At 68.0% G+C, this 24,691-nt stretch carries 20 protein-coding genes; 15 read left to right on the top strand and 5 right to left on the bottom strand.

From position 1 onward, the window contains the following. Nucleotides 1-15: 15 nt before the first annotated feature. Both NFW30_RS00730 and NFW30_RS00725 read right to left on the bottom strand, forming a co-directional pair. Nucleotides 16-477: a rhodanese-like domain-containing protein gene (locus tag NFW30_RS00730; protein WP_295355359.1), complete on the bottom strand. Its 462-nt coding sequence runs from the start codon at nucleotides 475-477 to the stop codon at nucleotides 16-18. Nucleotides 478-926: 449 nt separating this feature from the next. Beyond that, nucleotides 927-1,259, bottom strand: coding sequence for a hypothetical protein (locus NFW30_RS00725; protein WP_295355357.1), 333 nt, complete (start codon nucleotides 1,257-1,259; stop codon nucleotides 927-929). A gap of 463 nt (nucleotides 1,260-1,722) precedes the next feature. On the opposite strand from NFW30_RS00725, the gene NFW30_RS00720 reads away from it, so the two are divergent. From NFW30_RS00720 to NFW30_RS00700, 5 genes are all read left to right on the top strand, one after another. Next, the gene (locus NFW30_RS00720) at nucleotides 1,723-3,795 is read left to right on the top strand and encodes a TonB-dependent receptor (protein ID WP_295355356.1); all 2,073 of its coding nucleotides are present in this window, start codon (nucleotides 1,723-1,725) and stop codon (nucleotides 3,793-3,795) included. Nucleotides 3,796-3,805: 10 nt separating this feature from the next. Further along, on the top strand, nucleotides 3,806-4,360 hold the full coding sequence (locus tag NFW30_RS00715) for a YfiR family protein (protein WP_295355354.1): 555 nt from the start codon (nucleotides 3,806-3,808) through the stop codon (nucleotides 4,358-4,360). Continuing rightward, nucleotides 4,360-6,765 (top strand): ATP-binding protein, encoded by a 2,406-nt coding sequence (locus NFW30_RS00710; protein WP_295371614.1) that lies wholly within the window; start codon nucleotides 4,360-4,362, stop codon nucleotides 6,763-6,765. Before NFW30_RS00715 ends, NFW30_RS00710 begins: the two co-directional genes overlap by 1 nt. Nucleotides 6,766-6,943: 178 nt before the next feature. Then, on the top strand, nucleotides 6,944-9,199 hold the full coding sequence (locus tag NFW30_RS00705) for an ATP-binding protein (RefSeq protein WP_295371611.1): 2,256 nt from the start codon (nucleotides 6,944-6,946) through the stop codon (nucleotides 9,197-9,199). After that, nucleotides 9,196-11,349 (top strand): EAL domain-containing protein, encoded by a 2,154-nt coding sequence (locus NFW30_RS00700; protein WP_295355351.1) that lies wholly within the window; start codon nucleotides 9,196-9,198, stop codon nucleotides 11,347-11,349. Before NFW30_RS00705 ends, NFW30_RS00700 begins: the two co-directional genes overlap by 4 nt. Before the next feature lie 91 nt (nucleotides 11,350-11,440). On the opposite strand, the gene NFW30_RS00695 is transcribed toward NFW30_RS00700, so the two are convergent. Beyond that, nucleotides 11,441-13,357, bottom strand: coding sequence for a diguanylate cyclase (locus NFW30_RS00695; RefSeq protein WP_295355349.1), 1,917 nt, complete (start codon nucleotides 13,355-13,357; stop codon nucleotides 11,441-11,443). Then, nucleotides 13,354-14,844, bottom strand: a complete 1,491-nt coding sequence (locus NFW30_RS00690) for an MATE family efflux transporter (protein WP_295355347.1) — start codon at nucleotides 14,842-14,844, stop codon at nucleotides 13,354-13,356. The genes NFW30_RS00695 and NFW30_RS00690 overlap by 4 nt, the downstream gene beginning before the upstream one ends. A 192-nt stretch (nucleotides 14,845-15,036) precedes the next feature. Between NFW30_RS00690 and paaK the strand changes: the two genes are divergently transcribed. From paaK to NFW30_RS00675, 3 genes are all read left to right on the top strand, one after another. Continuing rightward, nucleotides 15,037-16,350 (top strand): phenylacetate--CoA ligase PaaK, encoded by a 1,314-nt coding sequence (paaK, locus tag NFW30_RS00685; protein ID WP_295355346.1) that lies wholly within the window; start codon nucleotides 15,037-15,039, stop codon nucleotides 16,348-16,350. Between the two features lie 160 nt (nucleotides 16,351-16,510). After that, nucleotides 16,511-17,341, top strand: coding sequence for a hypothetical protein (locus tag NFW30_RS00680; protein ID WP_295355344.1), 831 nt, complete (start codon nucleotides 16,511-16,513; stop codon nucleotides 17,339-17,341). Between the two features lie 151 nt (nucleotides 17,342-17,492). Then, nucleotides 17,493-17,867 carry a hypothetical protein gene (locus tag NFW30_RS00675; protein WP_295355342.1) on the top strand — a complete coding sequence of 125 codons (375 nt, stop codon included), beginning with the start codon at nucleotides 17,493-17,495 and terminating at the stop codon, nucleotides 17,865-17,867. Here the strand turns inward: NFW30_RS00675 and NFW30_RS00670 are convergent. Further along, complete coding sequence (locus NFW30_RS00670) at nucleotides 17,864-19,231, bottom strand: toll/interleukin-1 receptor domain-containing protein (protein ID WP_295355339.1); 1,368 nt, start codon at nucleotides 19,229-19,231, stop codon at nucleotides 17,864-17,866. The genes NFW30_RS00675 and NFW30_RS00670 overlap by 4 nt on opposite strands. Before the next feature lie 349 nt (nucleotides 19,232-19,580). On the opposite strand from NFW30_RS00670, the gene NFW30_RS00665 reads away from it, so the two are divergent. The 7 genes from NFW30_RS00665 to NFW30_RS00635 all read left to right on the top strand — a co-directional run bounded on the left by NFW30_RS00665 (nucleotide 19,581) and on the right by NFW30_RS00635 (nucleotide 24,550). Next, nucleotides 19,581-19,796 carry a DUF6116 family protein gene (locus tag NFW30_RS00665; protein ID WP_295355337.1) on the top strand — a complete coding sequence of 72 codons (216 nt, stop codon included), beginning with the start codon at nucleotides 19,581-19,583 and terminating at the stop codon, nucleotides 19,794-19,796. 269 nt (nucleotides 19,797-20,065) lie between these two features. Next, nucleotides 20,066-21,463, top strand: coding sequence for a DUF3300 domain-containing protein (locus NFW30_RS00660; RefSeq protein WP_295355335.1), 1,398 nt, complete (start codon nucleotides 20,066-20,068; stop codon nucleotides 21,461-21,463). Nucleotides 21,464-21,500: 37 nt separating this feature from the next. After that, the gene (locus tag NFW30_RS00655) at nucleotides 21,501-22,457 is read left to right on the top strand and encodes a DUF2950 domain-containing protein (protein ID WP_295355332.1); all 957 of its coding nucleotides are present in this window, start codon (nucleotides 21,501-21,503) and stop codon (nucleotides 22,455-22,457) included. Nucleotides 22,458-22,569: 112 nt separating this feature from the next. Further along, a complete protein-coding gene (locus NFW30_RS00650) occupies nucleotides 22,570-23,100 on the top strand; it encodes a septation protein A (RefSeq protein WP_295355330.1) in 531 nt (176 codons plus the stop codon). A gap of 2 nt (nucleotides 23,101-23,102) precedes the next feature. Continuing rightward, a complete protein-coding gene (locus NFW30_RS00645) occupies nucleotides 23,103-23,405 on the top strand; it encodes a YciI family protein (RefSeq protein WP_295355328.1) in 303 nt (100 codons plus the stop codon). Further along, nucleotides 23,402-23,704 (top strand): BolA family protein, encoded by a 303-nt coding sequence (locus NFW30_RS00640; protein WP_295355326.1) that lies wholly within the window; start codon nucleotides 23,402-23,404, stop codon nucleotides 23,702-23,704. The genes NFW30_RS00645 and NFW30_RS00640 overlap by 4 nt, the downstream gene beginning before the upstream one ends. Nucleotides 23,705-23,752: 48 nt before the next feature. Further along, a complete protein-coding gene (locus tag NFW30_RS00635) occupies nucleotides 23,753-24,550 on the top strand; it encodes a peptidylprolyl isomerase (RefSeq protein WP_295355324.1) in 798 nt (265 codons plus the stop codon). Nucleotides 24,551-24,691: the final 141 nt, after the last annotated feature.

The raw sequence follows: 24,691 nt of genomic DNA, 5'->3' as shown, positions 1-24,691 counted from the left end.
TGGCGGCGTCTCGCCTTACTGCTCGACCGGTAGACCCTTGGCCGTCCATCCGGAATAGCCGTCGCGCATCCAGAGCACGTTCCGGTAACCCGCCCTGACTGAGACCACCGTGGCCTTGTAGGATTTCCAGCCACTGGGCCCGTCGCTGTGGAGGACGATCGTCGCGCCCTTGTCAGCCGGCAACCGGGCGATGTCGAACGAGTCCTGCTTGGCATCGAAGTCCGGCACGTACTCGCTCTTTTCCTTGTAGGCAATCAGTGTGGCGCCGGGCAAGTGGCCCTTGCCGAAGTTGAGCGGACTGCGCGTATCGAAGAAGCTCGCGGCTTTCCTGTCAAGGAGGCCTTTGGCCTCTTCAACGCTGATGATCCTGGCGCCCTTGACGCTGAGCGGTGTCTGGGGTTTCACTTCGTCGGCACGCGCGGGTGCCAGGGCCAGGGCGACGATGGTTGCGAGACCGGCTATCGATCGTGTGAACATGAGTATTTCTCCCAAAAAAGGTCGTGGTGGGGGGCAAGGCCAAGGCGTGGTCAAGGAACGTGGGTGACCACAGAGCAAGACAGGAAACCGTCATCGCGGGGGCCAAGGCAACGTTGCGCAGACCGCGGGCTGCAGCAGGAATCAATCATAAGACCTTTCTCCGGTCGACGAATCGTGCGATTGAAGATGTTGCGCCACTCTTGTCGAGGATGCCTCCGAGGTCGAGAACAAATCCACTGCGCGACCGATCTGCGGCGTTGCCCGCTCGCTCACTCCTCGCCGATGCCGGTGTCCTCGATCTCGCCGTGCAGCCAAGTCTGCGACGCATTCCCGGCGAGCCGGGCGACGCGGATGACGATCTCCCACGGGCCGAGGAACGCGCCGCCGGCGGTGAGCAGGTTGATGCCCGTTGCAGCTTCTCCCTGGGCGAGCCGCGCCGAAGCAGCCGGCTAGGCATGCCTGCCGCGCAGCCTGCCGCCGATTCGCGCCAGAGCCGGACGGCCCATGGCCAGCCGCCACGATGATGGCAGGAAGCGCGGCGCGCCGCGAGCGAACCCGGTTCGCTCGACGGGGTTGAGGTCGACCGGCTGCTCGCCTGCCGCAGCCGCCGCGTCGTGGCCGGTGGCGAAGATCAGGCAGTCCAGTGGTTGCCCGCTCGGATCCTCCGCGTCGGCCAGCTCGAGCGGCTGCCAGGCACCGGTCAGGACGAACGCCACGACAGCGATCAGGTGCGCGCGCGCGCCGCCGGGCCGCGGCTCGTCGACTGCCGGGGAATTCGTCATCGATGCCTCCTTGAAGCCGGTGATCCGCTGTCGTCGCTGCTCGTCGGCGGCGACGCACCCACTGGCGAGGTGAACGGCAGGCTGGCGAGAAGCTTGAGGGTATCTCCGGCACGAGAGTCCTGCCTGGCAACGGCCATCGTATCATCGGTCGCGAGCGGGAAAGAACTGCCGCCGGTCGGCCGCAACCTGCTCGACCGCCAGCATCCCGAGGCGTTCGGCGCGCCGCCGCCGGCGCTGCCCGCCACCCCTGCGGGTCGCAGCCGGGTGCCGGACCTGCGGCGTCGCAGGACGCTCAAGTTGCGCCGGGCCGTGGCCGTTGTATCATCCATGGCGCCGGGTGTTGCGGGCAGACTGTCGCCGCCGTGCGCAACGGCCGGGGCGATCGCTGCCGCGATGTCCTGGCGGCGGGCGCGCGTGCACCCACCGCCTTGCCCGACGCCTTTGTTTTTTTGGAGGATGATCGATGATGTCGTTGACCTTGCGATGGATGACCGGTCTGCTGGCACTGCTGGTAACGGCGTCGCCGGGCCTGCTGCGGGCAGCCGAGGACGCAGCGGCGCCGCTGGCCGGCGGGGCGGTCGACATGAGTCTCGAAGACCTGCTCAACGTCGAGATCACCAGCGCGGCGCGCAAGTCGCAGCGGCTGAACGACGTCGCGGCGGCGGTCTATGTCATCACGCGCGACGACATCGAGCGTTCGGGAGCAACCAGCATTCCGGAAGCGCTGCGGCTGGCGCCGGGGGTCAACGTCGCCCGCCTGGCGAACGACCGCTGGGCGGTCAGCGTGCGTGGCTTCAACAGCCGCTTCAGCAACAAGCTGCTGGTGCTGATGGACGGCCGCAGCATGTACTCGCAGCTCTTTTCGGGCGTGTTGTGGGAGGTCGAGGACACGCTGCTCGAAGACATCGAGCGCATCGAAGTGGTTCGCGGGCCGGGCGCGGCGATGTGGGGTGCGAACGCGGTCAACGGGGTGATCAACATCATCACGCGGCGCGCGCGCGACACGCAGGGCAGCCTGCTGGTCGCCGGCGCCGGCAGCGAGGAAAGCGCCTTTGCCTCGTTTCGCCACGGCATGCCGGTGGGCGACGGGCATCTGCGGGTCTGGGGCAAGGCGTTCGCGCGCGACGAGTCGCTGACGCCGCAGGGACACACCGCCAACGATGACTGGCGCGCCGGCCGCGCCGGTTTCCGCGGCGACTGGACGATGGGCGGCGGTCACCGGCTGACGGTCAGTGGGCAGGCGTATTATGGGGCTACGGATGATACGTGGCTCGTCCCCGACATCCGCTCGCGGTCGGGCGTGGCCCCCACCGACGTTCGCCAGAGGACGCAAGGCGGCTTTCTCATGGCGCGCGACGAATGGACCCTGTCCGACGGGTCGGAGGCAGCCCTGCAGGCCTACGTCTCCTCGGGCGAACTGGAAATCCCGGGAGCAGTCAGGGAACGGCGCACGACCGTCGACCTCGACTTCCAGCACCGCCTTCTCCTGGGTGAGCGGCATGACCTGATCTGGGGTCTTGGCTACCGCTACTCACGCGACGACATCAGCAGCGCCGGGATGATCAACATCCAGCCGCAGCGGCAGGGCTTCAGCCTCGCCAGTGCCTTCATCCAGGACGAGATCACGCTCGTGCCCGATACGCTGCGCGTGCTGCTCGGCCTGCGCCTCGAGGACAACAGTTTCTCCGGTTTCGCGCCGCAACCCAACGCGCGCGTGATCTGGACGCCGACCGAGAACCAGTCGCTTTGGGCTTCGGCGTCACGCGCCGTGCGCATTCCATCGCGCGCCGAGCTGGGCGCGGAGGTCGATGGCGCCGTCGTCCCGGCGGGCTCCCCCGGCAATCCGACTCGGTTGCCGATCCTTGTCCGCACCGTGCCTCCCAACCAGGATCTGGAGAACGAGACGGTTACCGGCTACGAAATCGGCTACCGGCGCCAGTTCGGCCCCGCGTTGTCGGCCGATGTGGCGCTCTTCTACATGATTTACGACGATCTGACAGGCCCGGTGATGGGCCCGCCCCCGCGGTTCGTGCCGGCCCCGCCGCCACCCCATCTGTTGCAGACGGTGAGTGTGGACAACAACCTCAAGGCGCACACGCACGGTATCGAGATCGCCGTCGATTGGTACCCGCTACCGTGGTGGCGAATCCAGCCGATCTACTCGTACCTCGACCTGCGTGCGTCGGCGAAGACCGGCGATCCCGCATCGCTGACCAGAGCACAGGGATACAACGACGGTGACCCGCAGCACCAGTGGTCGTTGCGTTCGTCGATGTCCCTCACGGAGCGGCAGCAGTTCGATTTCTGGCTGCGCCATGTCGGCAAACTCGGCACCTCCGGCTCGCCGCTGTACGTTCCGGCCTACACGACGCTCGATCTGCGCTACGCCTGGCGACCGACGCGCGATTTCGAACTGTCGCTGGTCGGCCAGAACCTGCTCGACGGCCAGCACCCCGAGTCGGTCGCGAGCCTGCTGCCATCGCGCAATCTGGAGATCCAGCGTGGCTACTATCTGAAGGCCAGGTGGCAGTTCTGAGAGCCTGAGCGTGCGCTCCTTTCTTGCCCGCGGGCTGCTGGCGCTGACTTGCTCGCTCGCCGCCGTTACCGAGGTGGCGGCGCAGGCGCCGATCAGCGAGGCACAGGCCAAGGCCGGCTTCGTCCTCAACTTCACGCGTTACGTCGAATGGCCCGAGCGCGTCTTCGCCGCCCGGGACACGCCGCTGCTGCTCTGTGTGCTCGGCCGCGATGAGGTGGCGACGGCATTGACCGCGCTCGACGGCCGCCCTGTCCAGGGGCGGCCGATTGCCGTCCGTCGCCTGGCGAGTCCGGACGAGGCACGATCGTGCCAGGTGCTGTTCATCGCCGAATCGGAAGCGCGGCGGCTGGCGCTGGTGCTGCGCGCGGTTGCCGGGCTGCCGGTGTTGACGGTCAGCGACGCCGACGCTTTCATCGATGCCGGTGGCGCGATCGGCATCGTCCGCGGCGACGGGCGCCTGCAGTTCGAGGTCAATCGCGCTTCGCTCGATCACGCACAGCTCAAGGCCAGCTCGAACCTGCTGAAACTGGCGCGCAACCTGGTTGACGTGAAGGGAAAGAACTGATGCCGAGGTTGAGCGATCTGCCGCTGCGGCAGAAACTGATGCTGATCGTCGCGCTGACGGCGGGTGCCGGGCTGCTGATCAGTACGCTGCTGTTCGCGGTTTCCGAGATCGAGGACACTCGCGAGGACGAAGTCGACAAGCTCATCGGCATGGCCGAAGTGCTGGCGGCCAGCAGTGCGCCGGCGATCGCCTTCGACGACGCGCGTACGGCGACCGAGGCACTTGCCGGCCTGCGGGTTCGCCCGGAGTTCGTGCAGGCGACGATCAGCCTGCCGGGCGGACAGGTGTTCGCGCATCATCCGCCGGCAGCGGCGGCGATGACGCCGATTCAGCCGGGGGGTTCCTCACTGCAAGTGATCGGTTCCTTGTGGGAAGCGATGCTGCGCATCGAGTACCCGATCCGGCAGGGAAGCGAGGTCATCGGTACACTGACGATCGAATCCGATCTGCGGTCGATGTGGTCGGACATCGCGCAGCGGATGCTGGTCGTCCTCGCCGGTGCGGCTGCCGCATTCGCTGGCGCGCTGTTGCTCGCGGTGCGCCTGCAGCGCTCCGTGTCCGCGCCGATCGGCGACCTGACGCAGGCCATGCGGCAGGTGGCGGGCGAGCGCGATTACTCGCTGCGCGTGTCGTTGCCCGACCGCCGTGACGAAGTCGGCGAACTGGTCGTCGGCTTCAACCGCATGCTCGGCGAGATCGAGGCGCGTGACGACGAACTGCGGCAGCACCGGGCGACGCTCGAGGAGCAGATCGATCGCCGCACGGCGCAACTCCGGCTGGCCAAGGAAGAGGCCGAGGCGGCGAACGTCGCCAAGTCGCGATTTCTCGCCAACATGAGTCACGAGATCCGGACGCCGATGAACGGCGTCATCGGCATGGCCGATCTGCTGCTCGACACGCCGCTGAGCGGGCAGCAGCAACACTATCTGGGGACGCTGCGGCAGTCGGCCGAGTCGCTGCTGCACCTGTTGAACAACGTTCTCGACCTGTCGAAGATCGAATCCGGGCGGCTCGAGCTGGAGAACATCGCGTTCAGCCCGCGGCGGCTCGTCGAGGAGATGGGGCAGCCGTTCATGCACGCGGCGTCGGCGAAGGGGGTGCTGCTGACGGTCGTCGTCGGCGCCGACGTACCGTCGGCGGTGCTCGGCGATCCGTTCCGCATCCGGCAGATCGTCGGCAACCTGCTGACGAACGCGCTCAAGTTCACCGAGCGCGGCACGATCGTCGTCTCGCTCACCTGCGAATGCGAAGCTGGCGCGGCTGCCGGCGACGCTGGCGAGTGCTGGCTGTGCTACGCGGTCAGCGACACCGGCATCGGCATTGCGCCGGCGGCGGCGGCGAAGCTGTTTGCGCCGTTCTCGCAGGCCGACAACTCGACGACGCGGCGCTTCGGCGGCACCGGACTCGGGCTGGTGATCATCCGCGAACTGGCGCAACGGATGGGCGGCGAGGTCGGTTTCGAGAGCGAGGAAGGACGCGGCTCGACCTTCTGGTTCCGGCAGCGTGCCGCCCGCCACGCCGGCCCGCTGCCCGGCTCGCAGCCGCCGGCGGCGGTTGGCGACTTGGCCGGGGCGCGGGTCGTGCTCGCCGAAGACAACGCCGTCAACCGCGAGATTGCGGCGGCGATCCTGGAAAGTCTGGGCTGCGAGGTCGAGCTGGCGGAGGATGGCGCGCAGGCGGTGGTCGCCGCGCGCGCCGGCGGCCATGACGCGATCCTGATGGATTGCCAGATGCCGCTGATGGACGGCTACACGGCGAGCCGCGTCATCCGCAGCGACGAGCAGGCGGGCGGCCGGACGGCGGTGCCGATCATCGCCCTGACGGCGAACGCACTGGCCGGCGACCGCGAGCAGTGCCTGGCGGCCGGCATGGACGACCATGTCGCCAAACCGGTGACGCGCGAACAGCTTGCCGCGGCGCTGCGGCGCCACCTGCGGCCGCCGGCGGCAGCGGCGGCCACGACGGCCACGACGGCGGTCATGCCGGTGACCAACGAGAACGAGCCGGCGCGGCATGGCGAGAGGCGGGCGGCGCTGATCTTCGATGCCAGCGTCGTGCAGTCGCTGCCGATGGTGGCCGACGGCAGCAACCCGGGTTTTGCCGAGCGGGTGCTCGCGCTGTTCGACCGCAACACGCGGCAGATGCTCGACGAGATCGATGTCGCCAGCCAGCAGGGCGACCTGCCGACGCTGCAGCGGGCGGCGCACACGCTGAAGTCGTCGAGCGCGACGGTCGGCGCGCTGGCTCTGGCCGAGCAGGCGAGGCAGCTCGAGATGCTGCTGCGTGCCGGCGGCGAGCCGGCCGGCGATTGGCCGGCGCTGTTGCGCGCCGCGCATGAACAATTTGCCGAGGCGCTGGCGCAGCATCGCGCCGCCGCGACCGCCGCGGCAGGGGATGATCGTTGAGGCCGTGGCGATGGCAGCAATCCGCGGCGGGCTGCGACCTTGTCGTATCATCCGTTCACTGTCCGTCCGGTAGCGCGATGGTCCGGTTGCCGAACAGCTGTTGCGGCGAGCCGGGCCTGTCGCGACAATCCGTTCCCGAGGCACGATGGGATTTCCCGCGGCGATGAGGAGTGAAGCGATGCAGCCCGACGTCGGCAAACCGGCAGTGGTCGTCCAGGCCTACCGGGTCGATCTGGAGTTGACCGGCAGCGCGATCGGCAAGGCCAGTGCGTCGGCGGTGGCGATGGTCTTCGGCCAGGCGATCGTCGCCACGGTCAGTGCGGTCTACCTTTCGCTGTCGCTGGGCCTGCTGATCCTGCTGGTGGCGATCGCCGGCGCCGTTTGGCGGCGTCTGCTGTACCGCAAGTGGCCGCAACTCGCGACGACGCCGGCCGGTTGTCGCCGGGCGCGCCGGGATTTCCTCGGCATGGCCGGCCTGCTGGCGGCGAACAACGTGCTGGCCGTCGCCGTGCTTTATCCGCAGGTCCCACCGCAGGCGGCCGCGCTGGTCCTGATCGTCCTCCTGGCTTCGCTCACCGTCGCGGCGCTGTTCCTGACCCTCGTGCGCTGGGCGTTGATGTTGTGGTTGACGCCACCGCTGCTGGCGACGATCATCGTCTCGCTCCTGCAGGCTGACGGGCATGGCTATGCCCTGGCCTTCGTCGCACCGGTCTACGGATTGATTGTTCTCCGCGCTGCGCGCGAGCAACTGGCAGCGGCCAAGGAGCAGGTCCGGCAGCGGATCGAACTCGAAGAGAGCACACGCGAGCTGGCCCGTGCCAAGCTGGAAGCCGAAACGGCGAGTGAGGCCAAGTCGCTGTTTCTCGCCAACATGAGTCACGAGATCCGGACGCCGATGAACGGCGTCATCGGCATGGCCGATCTGCTGCTCGACACGCCGCTGAGCGGGCAGCAGCAACACTATCTGGGGACGCTGCGGCAGTCGGCCGAGTCGCTGCTGCACCTGTTGAACAACGTTCTCGACCTGTCGAAGATCGAATCCGGGCGGCTCGAGCTGGAGAACATCGCGTTCAGCCCGCGGCGGCTCGTCGAGGAGATGGGGCAGCCGTTCATGCACGCGGCGTCGGCGAAGGGGGTGCTGCTGACGGTCGTCGTCGGCGCCGACGTACCGTCGGCGGTGCTCGGCGATCCGTTCCGCATCCGGCAGATCGTCGGCAACCTGCTGACGAACGCGCTCAAGTTCACCGAGCGCGGCACGATCGTCGTCTCGCTCACCTGCGAATGCGAAGCTGGCGCGGCTGCCGGCGACGCTGGCGAGTGCTGGCTGTGCTACGCGGTCAGCGACACCGGCATCGGCATTGCGCCGGCGGCGGCGGCGAAGCTGTTTGCGCCGTTCTCGCAGGCCGACAACTCGACGACGCGGCGCTTCGGCGGCACCGGACTCGGGCTGGTGATCATCCGCGAACTGGCGCAACGGATGGGCGGCGAGGTCGGTTTCGAGAGCGAGGAAGGACGCGGCTCGACCTTCTGGTTCCGGCAGCGTGCCGCCCGCCACGCCGGCCCGCTGCCCGGCTCGCAGCCGCCGGCGGCGGTTGGCGACTTGGCCGGGGCGCGGGTCGTGCTCGCCGAAGACAACGCCGTCAACCGCGAGATTGCGGCGGCGATCCTGGAAAGTCTGGGCTGCGAGGTCGAGCTGGCGGAGGATGGCGCGCAGGCGGTGGTCGCCGCGCGCGCCGGCGGCCATGACGCGATCCTGATGGATTGCCAGATGCCGCTGATGGACGGCTACACGGCGAGCCGCGTCATCCGCAGCGACGAGCAGGCGGGCGGCCGGACGGCGGTGCCGATCATCGCCCTGACGGCGAACGCACTGGCCGGCGAGCGCGAGAAGTGCCTGGCGGCCGGCATGGACGACCATGTCACCAAGCCGGTGACACGCGAACAGCTTGCCGCGGTGCTGCGGCGTCACCTGCAGCCGCGAGCGGCCCGGGCGGCGACAACGGCGGTCATGCCGGCGGCCAACGGGAACGAGCCCGTGCGGCATGGCGAGAGGCGGGCGGCGCTGATCTTCGATGCCAGCGTCGTGCAGTCGCTGCCGATGGTGGCCGACGGCAGCAACCCGGGTTTTGCCGAGCGGGTGCTCGCGCTGTTCGACCGCAACACGCGGCAGATGCTCGACGAGATCGATGTCGCCAGCCAGCAGGGCGACCTGCCGACGCTGCAGCGGGCGGCGCACACGCTGAAGTCGTCGAGCGCGACGGTCGGCGCGCTGGCTCTGGCCGAGCAGGCGAGGCAGCTCGAGATGCTGCTGCGTGCCGGCAGCGAGCCGGCCGGCGATTGGCCGGCGGTGTTGCGCGCCGCGCATCAACAGTTTGCCGAGGCGCTGGCGCAGCATCGCGCCGCCGCGACGGCTGCAGGGGAGAAGGCCGCATGAGCACAACGACCGACCAGGGACACCTCCTGCTCGTCGACGACGACGAGATGATCAGCATGCTGGCCGCCGAGTCGCTGCAGCATGCCGGTTTCGCGGTCAGCGAGGCCGGTGATGGCGATGCAGCCTTGCGCCTCGTCGCAGAGCAGGAGTTCGACCTGCTGCTGCTCGACGTGGTGATGCCCGGCATCGACGGCTACGAAGTCTGCCGGACGATTCGCCAGAGTCCCCGCGGGCAGTCGCTGCCGATCATGATGCTCACCGGGCTCAACGACACCGAGTCGATCGAGCGCGCGTACGCGGCTGGCGCCACCGACTTCGTCACCAAACCGATCAACTGGCTGCTGCTGACGCAGCGTGTGCGTTACGGCTTGCGTGCGGGGCGTGCGCAGGCGGCCGTGCGGCATGGCCGGGAGAGCCTCGAGCGCGCGCAGCGGCTGGCGCGGATGGGAAGCTGGGAGTGGTCGCTGCCGCAGGCACGCTTCAGTTGTTCCGAGCAGTTGCGGCGAATCTGCGACGACATCGAACTTACCGGCAGCAGCACGCCGGAGCGTTTTCTCGAGCGGGTGCGGCGCAGCGACCGTGATGTCGTCGCGGCGGCGCGGCAGCGGCTGATGCGCGAGGGAACGCCCTACCAGGCGACCTACGGCCTGCGCCGCGGCGATGGTTCGCTGGTCGAGGTGTTCGAGGAGGCGATCGCCGTTCGCGACGCTGCCGGCCGCATCGTCAAGCTCGAAGGGATCACGCAGGACATCAGCGAACTGGTGCAGGCGCAGCGCCGGATCGAGCACCTGGCGCTGCACGACCAATTGACCGGGCTTGCCAACCGGCAGTTCTTCAACGAACTGGTGACGCTGGAACTCGAGCGCGCGCAGCGCGTCGCGACTGCGTGCGCGATCATCCACATCGATCTCGATCACTTCAAGAGCTTCAACGACGGGCTTGGCGACGCCAGCGGCGACCGCCTGCTGTGCGGCGTCGCCGAACGTCTGCAGCGATTCGTCAGCGGCCGTGCGGCGCAGAACCTGAAGCCGCCGATGCGGGCCAACGAGACGGTGGCGCGGGTCGACGGCGACTCGTTTGCGCTGCTGCTCGTCGACCTGGTGACGCCGGAGCACGCAGCGCTCTATGCCGAGCGCCTGCTGCAGGCGGTGGCACAGCCGATGACGGTCGCCGGCCGGGAACTGGTGCTGACGGCGTGCATCGGCATCGCCGTCCACCCGCGCGATGGCGATTCCGCCGAAAGCCTCTGGCGGCATGCCGAGCAGGCAGTGTATGCCGCCAAGACGGCCGGCCCATCGACCAGCCGCTTCTTTGCCGACGATATGAACGCTGCCGCCAGCGCCAAGCTGGAACTCGAGAGCGACCTGCGGCAGGCCATCGCCGGCGAAGGGCTGCGACTGTTCTTCCAGCCGAAGGTCGATGTGGCGAGTGGCCGCATGATCGGTGCCGAGGCCCTGCTGCGTTGGCAACACCCGCGGCGCGGCCTCCTCGGACCGCTGCAGTTCATTCCGCTGGCCGAAGAGTGCGGACTCATCGTCGCGCTCGGCGACTGGGTCGTTGCCGCCGCCGCAAGCCACCTCCGCGACTGGGCAGACGCCGGGATCGAGACCGTCAGCGTTTCCGTCAACCTCGCCAGCCCGAGCTTCCTGCAGCCCGACATCGTCGACCGGCTCGTCGGCATCGTGCAGCGCGCCGGCGTCGTGCCGCAGCAGATCGTCCTGGAACTGACCGAGTCGCTGCTGATGGTTGACAGCGAGCGAACGATCGCCGTCCTCGATCGATTGCGCGAGCAGGGTTTCGGCCTGTCGCTGGACGATTTCGGCACCGGCTACTCGTCGTTGAGCTACCTGAAGCGTTTTCCGCTCGACGAGTTGAAGATCGACCGCTCGTTCGTCACCGACGCCAGCGGCGACAGCAAGGATGCGGCGATCGTCCTGTCGATCATCGAACTCGGCCGCCGCTTCGGCATGCGAGTCGTTGCCGAGGGTGTCGAAACCGGCGCGCAGGCGAGTTTCCTGCTCGTCAACGGCTGCCCCGTGCAGCAGGGCTTCCTGTTTTCCCGGCCGTTGCCGGCCGAGGATTTTGCCGCGCTGCTGCGGTCGGGCCACCGGCACGATTTCCGCCGCCAACTGACGACGGTCGCCGGTTGAGCGTCCGCCGGCGCCGTGCCGGCGCCGGCTCGCCTTGGTGTCTGTCGGCGGGAGTGGTCGTTTGCCGGCTGGCCGGCGACGCGGCCCGCATTCAGGCGGCGTTGCAGGTGGCGCAATGCGTCTTGCCGCCGGCAAACAGGCAGACGCGGTTGCGGCCGGCCTTCTTGGCGGCGTAGAGCGCCTTGTCGGCGGCGCGCAGCATGTCGTCGGGCTCCTCCATGCCATTCTCGCGGTTGGCGACGCCGATGCTGACCGAAGTCTGCACCTGGACGTTGGCGACCGTGATCCGCAGTTCACGCACCATCCGGCGCAGCCGCTCGGCTGCCAGCAGGGCGGCGCGGGGGTCGGCATCGTGGCACACCAGCAGGAACTCCTCGCCGCCGATGCGGCTGACACTGTCGTCCTTGCGGGCCGCCGCCTGGATGGCGCGGGCGACCGCCTGCAGGACCTGGTCGCCGATGGCATGGCCGTGCTGGTCGTTGATCGACTTGAAATGATCGACATCGATCATCAGCGCCGCCACCGGTTGGCCGGTGCGCTGCGAGGCGCTCCAGAAGCGCTGCAGCGCGTCCATTCCGGCGCGCCGGTTGGGCAGCCCGGTCAGCAGGTCGGTCATTGCCGCATGCTCCAGGCGGCGATTGCTGACCGCCAGTTCGGCGGCGAACTGCTTGAGCTGCGCGCGGTCGTTCTCCCAGGCCTCGAGCAGCTTGGTGTAGTGCTGCGCGGCGCGCATGCGCGCACTCAGTGCGCGCATGGTCACCGGTTTGGTGACGTAATCGTCGACCCCCGCCTCGAAGGCCTGGATCAGCTTCTCATCGGTCTCCTCACCGGTCAGCATGATGACGTACATCGACTGGCCCCAGTCGGTATCACGCAGCGCGCGGCAGAACTCGAGGCCGTCCATGACCGGCATCAGCCAGTCGGTGACGACGATCTGCGGCAGCACCTCGACGGCGACCGCAAGCGCATCACGACCATTCTCGGCGGTGTAGACGGTGCAGTCGAGGAGGTGCGAGAGCAAGGCCTCGGTCAGCATGCGGCTGGTCGGTTCGTCCTCGACCAGCAACACCCGCTTGCGGGCGGCGCCGCTGCCTGTCTGCTGCTCCGGGCGCGGGATCGGGGCGTTGGCCATGGCTTCGAAGGACGGCAGCGGCGTCGCGGGCAGTTTGAGCAGCTCGGTCCATTCCTGCCATTGGCTGACCACCCGATCGAAGACCTCGCCGAGCGCCGTCACATCGAGGCCGATCTTGCCGCCGAGGCGCATCAGCTCGGTGATGTGGCCATTGCGTTCGGCCGCTGGCGAACGGCCGAGATCGGCCATGCGCCGTGCCTGGAAGAAGAGTTGCACGAGCTGATGGGGTCGCGAGCCCTCGCTGAAGCCAGCCGCCTCGGGCTGCTCATGGCAGGAGACGGGTTCGGCGAGGGCGCCGGGAATGCCGCAGTCGGCGAGGACGGCAGCCGTCACCTCGTTGTGATCGGCACCCAGACGTTCGCGCTCGCGGGCCCGCAGCGCTTCGCCGCCGAGTTGCTCCGCCAGCACGGTCGCGTAGTCGGCCGGGTACGCCGTCGCCAATACCAGCGACCCGATCTGCGCCAGGAGACCACAGGCGAACAGTTCGTCCGCCGAAGCAACCCTGGTCAGGCCGCCCAGTTCGTGACAGGCGACCGCCATCAGCAGCGAATGCGACCAGAAGGCGGTGTGGTCGAAGGCGCCACCGCTTCCCTCGAGATACTGGTCGACGAGCGAGAAGCCCATGGTCACCTGCCGCACCGTGCTCATGCCGAGGCGCAGGACGGCTTCGCGGATCGATGCGACCGGCCGGCCACCGGAACGGGCCGAGTTGCACAGACGCAACAGGCGACTCGACAGAGCCGGGTCACTCTGCACGACCTTGGCCACCTCGTCGAGCGTCGCGTCTTCGCGCCGGCAGACCTCGAGGACGGCCAGCGCGACGCCTTTCGGGCTGGGTAGCCGGCCGCTGAGTCGAAGCTGTTCGATACTGTTCATTTTTCTTGCTCGCCCTGCCTCCCTGTCGTCGGCTGCAGTCTAACGGTCCTGCGCCGTTCGTCACAAGCAAAACCTGACTCCCGTCGCATGCTGGCGTCAAGTGACGGTGGCAACTGCGTCTTGCGGCCGTCGCCGCCCGGTTGCGGCGACGGCTGATCGCGGATCAGCCGCATCGCTCGCCAGAGCAGTGCGCCGAGCATTGCGGATGCCAGCACCAGGCTGCCGACCGAGGCCAGCCAGAAACCGCTGACGCCCATCGGCTGCGGCGAACGGAAGGCGAGCCACCAGCCGCCGAACAGCCCCACTCCCCAGAAGCAGATGACATGCACGAACATCGGTGCGAAGGTGATCCGGTAGCCGCGCAGGGCATGCGCGGCGATCGTCTGCACGGCGTCGAAGATCTGATAGAAGGCGACATAGCCGAACAGCCCGAGAGCGACCGCCTGCACCGCTGGATCATCGGTCCACACCGCGGCCAGCGGTGTCGCGAGCAGCCACAGGATGATGCCGAGCAGCGTCGACAGGCTGGCGGCGAGCAGCAGCCCGGCGCCGATCGATCTGCCGGCGCGTTGCCAGTCGCGTGCCCCGGCGGCCTGGCCGACCTGCGCCAGCGTTGCGATGCCGAGCGCCAGCGGCAGCATGTAGCAGATCGCTGCCAGGTTGGCGACGATGCGGTGGCCGGCAACGACGGTTGCACCGAGCTGGGCGACGAAGAGCGCGATCAGCGTGAACGACGAGATCTCGACGAAATGCGAGAATCCCATCGGCAGTCCGAGCCGCAGCAGGCGCGCCAGCGGTCGGCGCTGCGGCAACTGCCAGCCGGCGAACGGGCGGTACGGCTGCAGTGGCTTGCCGCAGCGCAGGTAGGCGGCGGCACTGCAAAGGGAGAAGATGGCGACGGCGCCGTTCGACAGACCGCAGCCGACGACTCCGAGCGCTTCGCCACCCCAGGCGCCGGTCACCAGCAGCGATGCCAGAACGCCGTGCAGCAGCGTGCTGCACAGACTGATCAGCAACAGCGGCCGCGGTCGCCCGAGGGCGTTGCAGAAGGCGTGAAAGGTGCGGTAGAGCAGGATCGCCGGCATGCCGAGCGCGAGCAGCGCGAGGTAGGCACGGGCCTTCTCCTCGACCGCCGGGTCGATCCGTGAAAGCGCCAGCAGCGGTGCCGGATGGAGCAGGACGACGACCCCCGGGATCGCCAGCAGCAGCGCCAGCCACAACGCCTGTTGCAGGGCTGCGGCGATTTCGCCGTCACGTCCGGCGCCGTGCAGATGGGCGACCGTCGGCGCCACCGCCTGCAGCACGCCGACGAGCGCAAAGACGACCGAGATGTAGATGCCGCCGCCGACCGCCACCGCGGCCAGGTCGTTGGTACCGTGGTGGCCGAGCAGCGCGGTGTCGATGACCATCATCCCCATCGAACTCAACTGGGCGAGCAGCATCGGCAGCGCGTGCGCGAGGAGGCGGCGGGAGTGGTCGATGAGCATCGGGTCGGTTGCGGGCTGGAAGACCGCCCAGCCTACCCGATTTCGCCGCCGCTGCGGCTGCGCGGTGGCGGCCGGCGGCGGTCCTGGAGGGTGCTGCCGGCGAAAAAAGCGCCCGACTGGGCTCCAGCTGGTTGAAAGATACCCGTGTATCGGCTAGGGTTTCGGCTTTTGCCGTTCCGGGAGATCAGGAAGATGGTCGCTGCCAGCCGTGTCACCGCCTACGAACCGATCGAGACCGCCAGCCGCGACGAGATCAGTGCGCTGCAGCTCGAGCGCCTGCGCTGGTCGCTGCGCCACGCCTACGATCACATCGAGCATTACCGGCGCAAGTTCGATGCCCAGGGCGTTCACCCGGACGATCTGAAGACGCTCGACGATCTCGCGCGCTTCCCCTTCACGAGCAAGGACGACCTGCGGCAGAACTACCCGTTCGGGATGTTCGCCGTGCCGCGCGACCGCGTCGTGCGGGTGCACGCGTCGTCGGGAACGACCGGGCAACCGACCGTCGTCGGTTACACGCAGAACGATATCGACATGTGGGCGACGCTGATGGCGCGCTCGATCCACGCCGCCGGCGGCCGCCGTGGCGACATGGTGCACATCGGCTATGGCTACGGCCTGTTCACCGGCGGTCTCGGCGCGCACTATGGTGCCGAGCGTCTCGGTTGCACGGTCATCCCGATGTCCGGCGGGCAGACCGAGAAGCAGGTGCAGTTGATCAACGACTTCAAGCCCGACATCATCATGGTGACGCCGTCGTACCTGCTCAACCTGGCGGACGAGTTCAAGCGGCAGCGAATCGATCCGACGGCGAGCGGGCTGCGCGTCGGCCTCTTCGGTGCCGAACCGTGGACCAACCAGATGCGGGTCGAGATCGAGAGCACCTTCGCCATCGATGCGATCGACCTCTATGGGCTCTCCGAGGTGATCGGCCCGGGCGTTGCCAGCGAGTGCATCGAGAGCAAGGACGGGCCGGTGATCTGGGAGGATCACTTCTACCCCGAGGTGATCGATCCGGCAACCGGCGAGGTTCTTCCGGAAGGCCGGCATGGCGAACTGGTCTTCACCTCGCTGTCGAAGGAGGCGCTGCCGATGATCCGTTACCGCACGCGCGACCTGACCTGCCTGCTGCCGCCAACGGCACGCTCGATGCGGCGGATCGACAAGATCACCGGCCGCTCGGACGACATGCTGATCATCCGCGGCGTCAATGTCTTTCCGTCGCAGATCGAGGAACTGATCCTCAAGCAGCCGAAGCTGTCGCCGCACTACCTGATCGAGGTCTGGCGCGACGGCCATCTCGACTCGGTGGCGGTCGATGTCGAACTCAAGCGCGAATATCGCTACTTGCCGGCGGTCGACAAGGAGCACGTCGCGCACTCGCTGCAACGGCACATCAAGTCGTTCATCGGCATCTCGACCGAAGTGCGCATCGCCGACATCGGTGGCATCGAGCGCTCGCTCGGCAAGGCGCGGCGGGTCATCGACCGTCGGCCACGCGAGTGAGCCTCTGACCAGTGCCCGTTCCTTCCGACGGCGTTGGCGGACTGGCGGTCGCTCGTCGCGCCGATCGCTGCGTGTCATCGTCGCGCCCGCGCGGCGAGGAAGACATGCCGCCACTTCCTGCAGTGTGGTCGATGCTACCTGGGAGTTTCGCTCTCGCGCGATGAATCTCGTCTTCGATGGTCCCGGACAGCCCATCGGGCTGGTCCCGCACAGCCTGATCGCCCTGCTGCCGCTGGCCGTCTGGGCCTATCGGCGCTTCGTCGGCAAGCGGGGAGGTTCGCTCGCCTGGCTTCTTGCCGCCGTCGGGATCTTCCTGCTGCCCAACGGCATCGTCTTCTGGGACCAGTCGCGGGTGCGCAGGATGGCGGCAGACGGCACGTTGGCGGTGACGCGCGGCATCATCACAGAGAGCTGGCACATCGTCTCGCGCGAACGTGACTGGACGCGCAGCACGCTGAGCTACCGGACCACCGTCAGCGAAGGTTTCGACGTGGGCGGTGTGCGGTTCCGCTGGAACGTCGGCGACAGTTTCTCGCCGGCAACCTTTTCCAATGCGGCTGAGCCGCCGCTCGCCTTTCCCGAAGGCGCCGCGGTCGAGGTCAGCTGGTTCGTCGATCCTGCCAGCGAGGACGAGCGCCGCATCGTCCGCTTGCGCATGGAGCATCCCGGCGCACGGGTGACCGAGTCCGACGCGGAGTTCGCTGGGGTCATGGCCGGATTCGTCGCGGCGCTCGAGTCGGCCGACGGGACGCAGCTGGCCGACCTGGTGCAGTTTCCCGTGAACTTCGCAGGCCACATGCTTGGCGCCGGGCAGGTGGACGACCTGCGGGCGGCGCTGGCGATGCCGGCGCTGCAGGCCTGCCTGCGAACCGCCGCCGCCGACGCCTTGCCCGACGGTTCGCGGCGCATCGTCTGCCATGGCGTGACGCTGGTCTTCGCCAGGGCCGCCGGGGATGCGTGGCGGCTGCGCGAGCTGCGCCAGGGATCCTGATCCGTTGGGCGGAAGTCGTCGTCAGCTCGGCAGCGGCAGCCGGGTCGCGAGCGGGAGGACGCCTGGGCCAGACACCGGCCCAAACGCACCAGCAGCTGCGTCCGACCGAGGTTTCCGGGTTCAAGGACCTTGCGGAAGGGAGATTTCGACGATGAACAAGCTGGCTTTCCGACTGCTCGCCACGGTCTTCGCCCTGTTCCTCCTGCCGGCAGGAATGACCGGCGCCGCCGGGCAGGCCGGTGCCTTGCAGGGGGAGTACGAGTTTCATGGCCGCACGCGCGTCGACCCGCCTCCCGACGAGGCACGGGACACGCATCTCGGGCTGGTGCTCGAAGGCACGGTGGCGCGTGACCTCTATCGGCGCCTGCGGGTGCGCGCCGTGCGTGATGCCTGTCTCGACGACGGTTCGCGCAGCAAGACGCACGGACCGTTGCGCTGTACCGAGACGGCGAACGGGCGCAGCTGGCGCTGCGAGTTCGCCATCCAGCTGGACAAACCGCTCCTCGTTGCCGATGGCGTCTGCTAGCCGGGTCCGCGGCGGCGTCGACGACCGGCGGTCGTGGCGTCGGTGCTGGCTTTCCCCCATGGTCCCGCGCCGTCGTCCTGCACCAGGCTGCCGACGCGCGTCGCCGACTGGCGCAGCTTGTCGAGGTCTCCCTCGGTACAGTCGATGTAGCTGTGGATGCCGATGATCGGCGGCAGGTCGCGTTCGGAGTACAGGCGCAGCGTCCGGATCAGCGATCTCCGGGTGTTGTACTCCTTGAGTTTGGCACACTGGAACTCGTCCCAGCACACCGGCGAGGCGGTGTAGTCGGGCGACAGGACAGCGATGAAATGGCGTGTCCGGTTGACCGCGTCGGAGATCAGGCTGAGCCACTGCCCGCCGCTCGGGATCGAGTCGCGATCGTAGAAGATGCGTGCCGACGGCGCGCTCTGCTGCAGGGCGCGAACGAACTCGGCGACCTCGTGCTCCTGGCGGTGCGCATAGCTGATGAAGAAGTCGTAGGCGCGCCGGTCGTCGCTGACGACGGTTTCCGGCGCCGTCCGGCCACCGCCGGCTGCCACCGCCGGACGGCGATCGATGCGTGCGAAGAGACGCCGCAACAGGGATTTCTCGTCGTCGTCGGCGGCGCCCAGCAGTTCGTCGCGCAGATGTCGCTCGCAGCTGGCCACCAGTTTCTCGGCGAGTTGCCGCAGGGGCGGTTCGTCGTCGCCCGTGCGCAGGCTGGCGATCCGCTCCTCGTAGCGCTGTCGCGATGCGGCGAAGAGCGTGGCGGCAGCGGATACCTTGTCCGCCTCGAAGGCGACGATCTTCAGCTGCCTGATCGGCAGCCCCTGTTCGAGCCAGAAGATCGCGGCGTCGAGCAGCCGCGGCAGCAACTCGTCGAGTGCGACCTGCTGGTTGCCGGTCGCCAGCAGCGGCATGGCGACGCTGGCGATGGCGCAGCGGTGTCCGGCGTCGCGCCCGGGGATGATGAAGTTGTTCAGGCACCGGAAGACGAAGCCGACGCGGTCCTCGATGTCCGGCCGCTCGACGCCGGCGTGGGCGACGAATTCCGGATGCGAAGGCTCGAAGCAGATGATGCGGTGAAAGTTGAAGCGGCTGGCGAGTTCCGGCGACAGCGGTCTCGACAGCCAGCAGCCGAGGCGGACGCGCTCGTCCTCCGCCCTCTGGCGGGCAATCTCGCGCATGTCGAGACCTCTTTCGAAGAGGCTTCTGAACAAGGTTCCGGGGTTCGGCGTGTAGCTGTCGGGAAAGGCCGAGACGACCAGCGCATCGACCGCGTGCGCCGCCGGTATCGCCGCCAGGTCGCCGGCCAGCAGCTGGATGCAGGCGTCGGGCTCACCGCCCCGCTGGCGCTGTACCGGCAACTCGTCAATGATCCGCATGTCAGACCCCCCGCTGAACGTTGTCTGCCTCGCCGACCCCGCTGCGACCGGCGCACCGGCGCGACATCGGCCGGGCGAACGGTGGGCTGTCGCGCGCTGACCGGTTGGCAGTGCCTGGGCAGACGGCCCCTTCGCCGCGCGGCGCGCGCGTCGCGTCGGTGCCGGCGCAATGGTACTGCAACGACGCGAGCCGCGGTGGCCACTCGCCGGCGGCGCGCGGCGATTCGCGCCGTTCCATCCCCACCTTGCCGGACGCTCGGCGGCTAGAATGGCGGCAGCCGCTCGCGGCGTGCTTCGTGCCGGGGTGCGCCAGATGCTGCCACGAGCGAAATCCCTGGAGCCTTCCTTCATGCGCAAACTGATCATCGGTCCGCTGCTCGCCTATCTGGCGGGCCTCCGTTTTCCGGTCCTCTTCGGCCTCGCCGCCGTGCTGTTCGTCGTCGACCTGTTCGTTCCCGACTTCATCCCTTTCGCCGACGAGATTCTGCTCGGGCTTGGCGCTGCACTGCTCGGCGCGTGGAAGAAGAAGCGCGAGGAACGTGGCTCCGGGTCGGCGTCGTCGTAGGCAGCGGCGTCGGTTGGCGGCAGAGGAAGCACGGAAGCCCGCTGCGGACGACTCGCCGGAGACACCTGTACGCGGCGCCAAGACGCGGCGCGCCGCCGGTCTTTCGCGGATCGCTTTTCCGCACGCGCGAAACGGGCTTGCCAGACTGACGAGGCCGAGGCTATCCTACGTGGGCACGGTCGGTCTGATCGACCGCTCGCCGTGAGCGGAAGAGCCTGCGTCACTGCTGGCCGTGCTGGCGAGTCCCTTTTCGTGCCCGAGGATGCCCGATGAAAACGACCTGTTCCCGACCTGGCGCGCTGCTGACTGCGCTCGTTTTCGCCCTTTCGCCAGCGCTCGCGCAACAGCCGCCGACGGCATCGCCGGCAGCGGCTGCCAGGCCGGCGGCGAAGACCTTTTCGCAGCAGGATCTGGATCGGCTACTGGCGCCGATCGCCCTCTATCCGGATGCCTTGCTGGCGCAGATCCTGATGGCCTCGACCTATCCGCTGGAAGTCGTCGAGGCGGCGCGCTGGTCGAAAGCCAATCCGAAGGTGACCGGCAAGGCGCTCGAGGATGCGATGGCGAAGCAATCCTGGGACCCGGCCGTGCGGGCGCTGACCGCCGTGCCACAGGTGTTGCAGCAGATGAACGACAATCTCGACTGGATGCAGAAACTGGGAGATGCCTTTCTCGCGCAGCAGCAGGACGTGCTGGATACGGTGCAGGGTCTGCGTGCGCGGGCCGACGCCACCGGCAACCTGAAGACGACCGAACAGCAGGTGGTGCGGACGGAGGTGCAGGGTAGCCAGAAGATCTACGTCGTCGAGTCGCCGAAGCCGGAGGTGGTCTATGTGCCCACCTACAACCCGACCGTGGTGTACGGGAACTGGTGGTATCCGACGCCGCCCTACTACGTCTATCCCCCCGCTTATGTCTATCCGCCAGGTCTGGCATTCGCCACGGGCATCTTCGTCGGCGCGGCGATCTGGGGTGCCGCCAATTGGGGTTGGGGCCGCGGCAACGTCGATATCGACGTCAATCGCTACAACTCGTTCAACCGCACCAACATCAGCAACAGCAACTGGAGTCACAATGTGGCGCACCGCGGTGGCGTCGCCTACCGGGATCAGGACGTGGCGCGCCAGTACAACCGCGGCGGCAATGCCCAGGCGGCCGAGGCGCGCGAGCAGTTTCGCGGCCGCGCCGAGAGCGGGCGTTCCGAACTGAAGGGAGTGGACCGCGCCGAACTGAACGATCGCGTGCGCTCGGCCGACGATCGCACCCGCGAGAACCTCGGCGGGCGCGGCGAGGGCGGGCGCGGCGAGGTGGGCCGCGGCGGCGATCGTGCCGCCGTGGGCGATCGCATGCAGGGCGGCGATCGTGGTGGCGCCGCAGCAGGGCGCGATCGTTTCGACGGGGGGGGCGCGCGCGCCGATGCCGGCGATCGTTTCGGCGGCGGGAACCGGCAGCAGGGTGCGGGCTTTGGCGACCGTTCGGGCGGCGGCTTTTCCGGCGTCGGCAACGCCGCCGCGACGCGTGAGGCGAGCCAGCGCGGCAACGCCAGCCGGGCGGAGATGGGTGGCAGCCGCGGCGGTGGTGGCGCCAGCTTTGGTGGCGGCGGTGGTCGGGGCGGTGGTGGCTTCGGCGGTGGTGGCGGCCGCGGTGGCGGTGGCCGTGGTCGCTAGGCAGCGCGGGTACCCATTTTCAGCGGAGAACAGGACGATGAAGTTCAAGCGGATCATGCATTCACTCGCCGTTGTCGCGTGGATCGCTGTCATGCCGGCACCGACGGCGACAGCGGCGGCGCCGGCGAAGCCGGCCGCCACGCAGCAACAGACTTATGCGACTCCGGAGGACGCTGCGCGCGCACTCGCCGACGCCGTGCGTGCGCAGGACAAGGAGGCGCTGCTGGCGGTGGTGGGGCCGACGGCCGGGAGCTGGCTGGCGAGCGGTGATCGCGTTGCCGATCGCGCCGACTGGCAGCGGTTTCTGGCCGCATACGATCGCCAGCATCGCGTCGAATCACTGAGCGACGGCCGCGCCTTGCTGCTCGTGGGTGATGATGGCTGGCCCTTCCCGGCGCCGCTGGTGCGCCAGGGTGGGCGCTGGCTCTTCGATGCCGAAGCCGGCCGCGAGGAGGTCCTCAGCCGACGGATCGGTCGCAACGAGCTGGACACGATCCAGACACTGCTGGCGATCGTCGATGCCCAGCGCGAGTACGCTGCCGGCGATCTCGACGGCAATGGTGCAAACGACTATGCGCGTCATTTCGTCTCCAGCGAAGGGATGCGCGACGGCCTGTTCTGGCCGGTTGCCGCCGATCAGCGACCGAGCCCGCTCGGGCCGCTGGTGGCCGCGGCGACCCGCGAAGGCTATCGCGCCGCTGCAGCGGACAGTCAGCCACGCGCCTACCACGGTTATCGTTACCGGATTCTCGCCGCCCAGGGTCCCGCCGCGCCGGGCGGCGCCTACAGCTATCTGGTCGACGGGCGCATGATCGGTGGTTTCGCGGTGCTCGCCTATCCGGTCAGCCATGGCGTTTCCGGAGTGATGAGCTTCATCGTCAATCACGAGGGCATCGTCTACCAGAAGAATCTCGGCCGCAACGGCGAGGCGGTGGCGGCGAAGATGCAACGCTTCAATCCCGACGCCGGCTGGACGAGGGTGCCGGTCGAGTAGCCGGGTCGCCGCCGCAGGCCGCTACACAATCAGTACACGGCGGCCTTCGCCGACCGTGGACAGCAGTCGGCCAAATCGGCCATAATCCGCCGGTCCCCCGCCTTCGCTCGCCATGAAGTTTCTTTTCGACCTCTTTCCCGTCATCCTGTTCTTCATCGCCTACAAGGTATTCGACATCTACGTCGCGACCGCGGTCGCCATCGCCGCGACTTTCGCGCAGATCGGCTGGCTGTGGTTCAGGGGTCGCAAGATCGACACGATGCTTTGGGTGAGCCTGGTGATCATCAGCGTTTTCGGCGGCATGACCCTCCTGCTGCACGACGAGGATTTCATCAAGTGGAAGCCGACGGTGCTCTACTGGGCCTTTGCGGCCACTCTGCTCGGCGGCACGCTGCTGATGAAGAAGAACCTGATCCGCTTGCTGCTCGCCGAGCAGATGCAGTTGCCGGAGGTTGCCTGGGCGAAGCTCAACTGGTCGTGGATCGCCTTCTTCGCCTTCATGGGGTTCGCCAACCTCTTCGTCGCGTTCAACTTCTCGACCGACGACTGGGTCAACTTCAAGCTCTTCGGCGGCATGGGGCTGATGCTGCTCTTCGTCATCGCACAGGGGCTGCTGCTGTCGAAGTACATCGAGGAGAAGTGACGATGTTCTACATGATCGTTGGCGAGGATCGTCCCGGCTCGCTCGCCGAACGCCTCGCGGCGCGGCCGGCGCACGTCGAACGGCTGCAGGCGTTGCAGGCCGAAGGCCGCCTGCTGCTGGCGGGTCCCTGTCCGGCGATCGACTCGCCGGATCCGGGTCCTGCCGGTTTTTCCGGCAGCCTGATCGTTGCCGAGTTCGGCTCGCTCGAGGCGGCGCGCACCTGGGCCGATGCCGATCCCTACGTGGCCGCCGGCGTCTATGCCGGGGTCACCGTCAAGCCCTTCCGCAAGGTGCTGCCGGCGTGAGCGGCGACGCTGAAGGCGTGCCCGGGCTCATCCGCCAGCGACTCGCTGCCCTGAGCCCGCAAAGACTCGAGCTGATCGACGATTCGGCTCGCCATGCGGGCCATGCCGGCGCCAGGAGCGGCGGCGGGCACTACCGCCTGTTGATCGTCGCCGCAGCCTTTGCCGGGCAGCCGCGGTTGCGGCGTCACCGCCTCGTGCATGAAGCGCTCGGTGAGCTGATGCAGTCCAGCATTCACGCTCTGAGCGTGCAGGCGTTGAGCCCGCAGGAGGCTTTTTCGTCGGCTGGACCGCCCGTCTGAGCCGCTCCACACTTCACCCCAACCATCCGAAAACAAGGAAGACCACACATGCACAAGCTTTCAAAACTGGCCGGCGCGTTGCTGCTCGGCGCCCTCGTCTCGTTGCCGGCGGTTGCCCAGAAAGCTCCGGCAGGTGGGGCTGTGGCGACGGTCAACGGCGTTGCCATTCCGCAGAGCATCGCCAACGCCTTCGTCGCCGAGCAGGAGGCACAGGGCGCGCCGGACACGCCCGAACTCAAGAACGCGGTCCGCGAAGAACTGATCCGTCGCGAGTTGCTCGTCCAGGAAGCGAAGAAGCTCGGTCTCGACAAGAAGCCCGACGTTGCGGCGCAGGCTGATCTCGCACGGCAGGCGATCTTCATTCGTGCCTTCGTCCAGGACTATGTCAAGAAGAATCCGATCAGCGACGAGCAGCTCAAGGCCGCCTATGACCGGATGAAGGGCCAGATGGGCAACACCGAGTACAAGGTGCGCCACATTCTGGTGGAGAAGGAGGACGACGCCAAGCTGATCATCGGCAACCTGAAGAAGGGCGCCAAGTTCGATGAGCTGGCCAAACAGTCGAAGGATCCGGGGTCGCGTGACAAGGGTGGCGATCTCGGCTGGAGCAGCACGGCGAGCTACGTGAAACCGTTTGCCGATGCGGTCGTCGGTCTCGCCAAGGGCAAGTATACCGAGGTGCCAGTGAAGACCGATTTCGGTTATCACGTCATTCTGGTCGAGGACAGCCGCCCGCTGACGCCGCCGACGTTCGAGCAGATCAAGCCGCAACTGACGCAGCGGATGCAGCAGGATCAGTTGCAGAAGCTGATCGTCGAACTGCGCAACAAGGCCAAGATCCAGTAAGCCCTGGCCAGGCAGGCAGCGACAGGCGCCGGTGGTCGTGGCGCCTTTTTCCTGTCCTGCCCCGCTTGTGCCCCGCCTCCTGGCCTCCTAGCCCTGCCCTTTACCCGCAAAATTAGGTCTGGACTTTTTTGGTCGAACCAG

This window comes from Accumulibacter sp. (assembly GCF_023806635.1).
Classification (GTDB): domain Bacteria; phylum Pseudomonadota; class Gammaproteobacteria; order Burkholderiales; family Rhodocyclaceae; genus Accumulibacter.
Note: the sequence above shows the minus strand (reverse complement) of the source record. Positions and strands in the feature narration are given on the sequence as shown.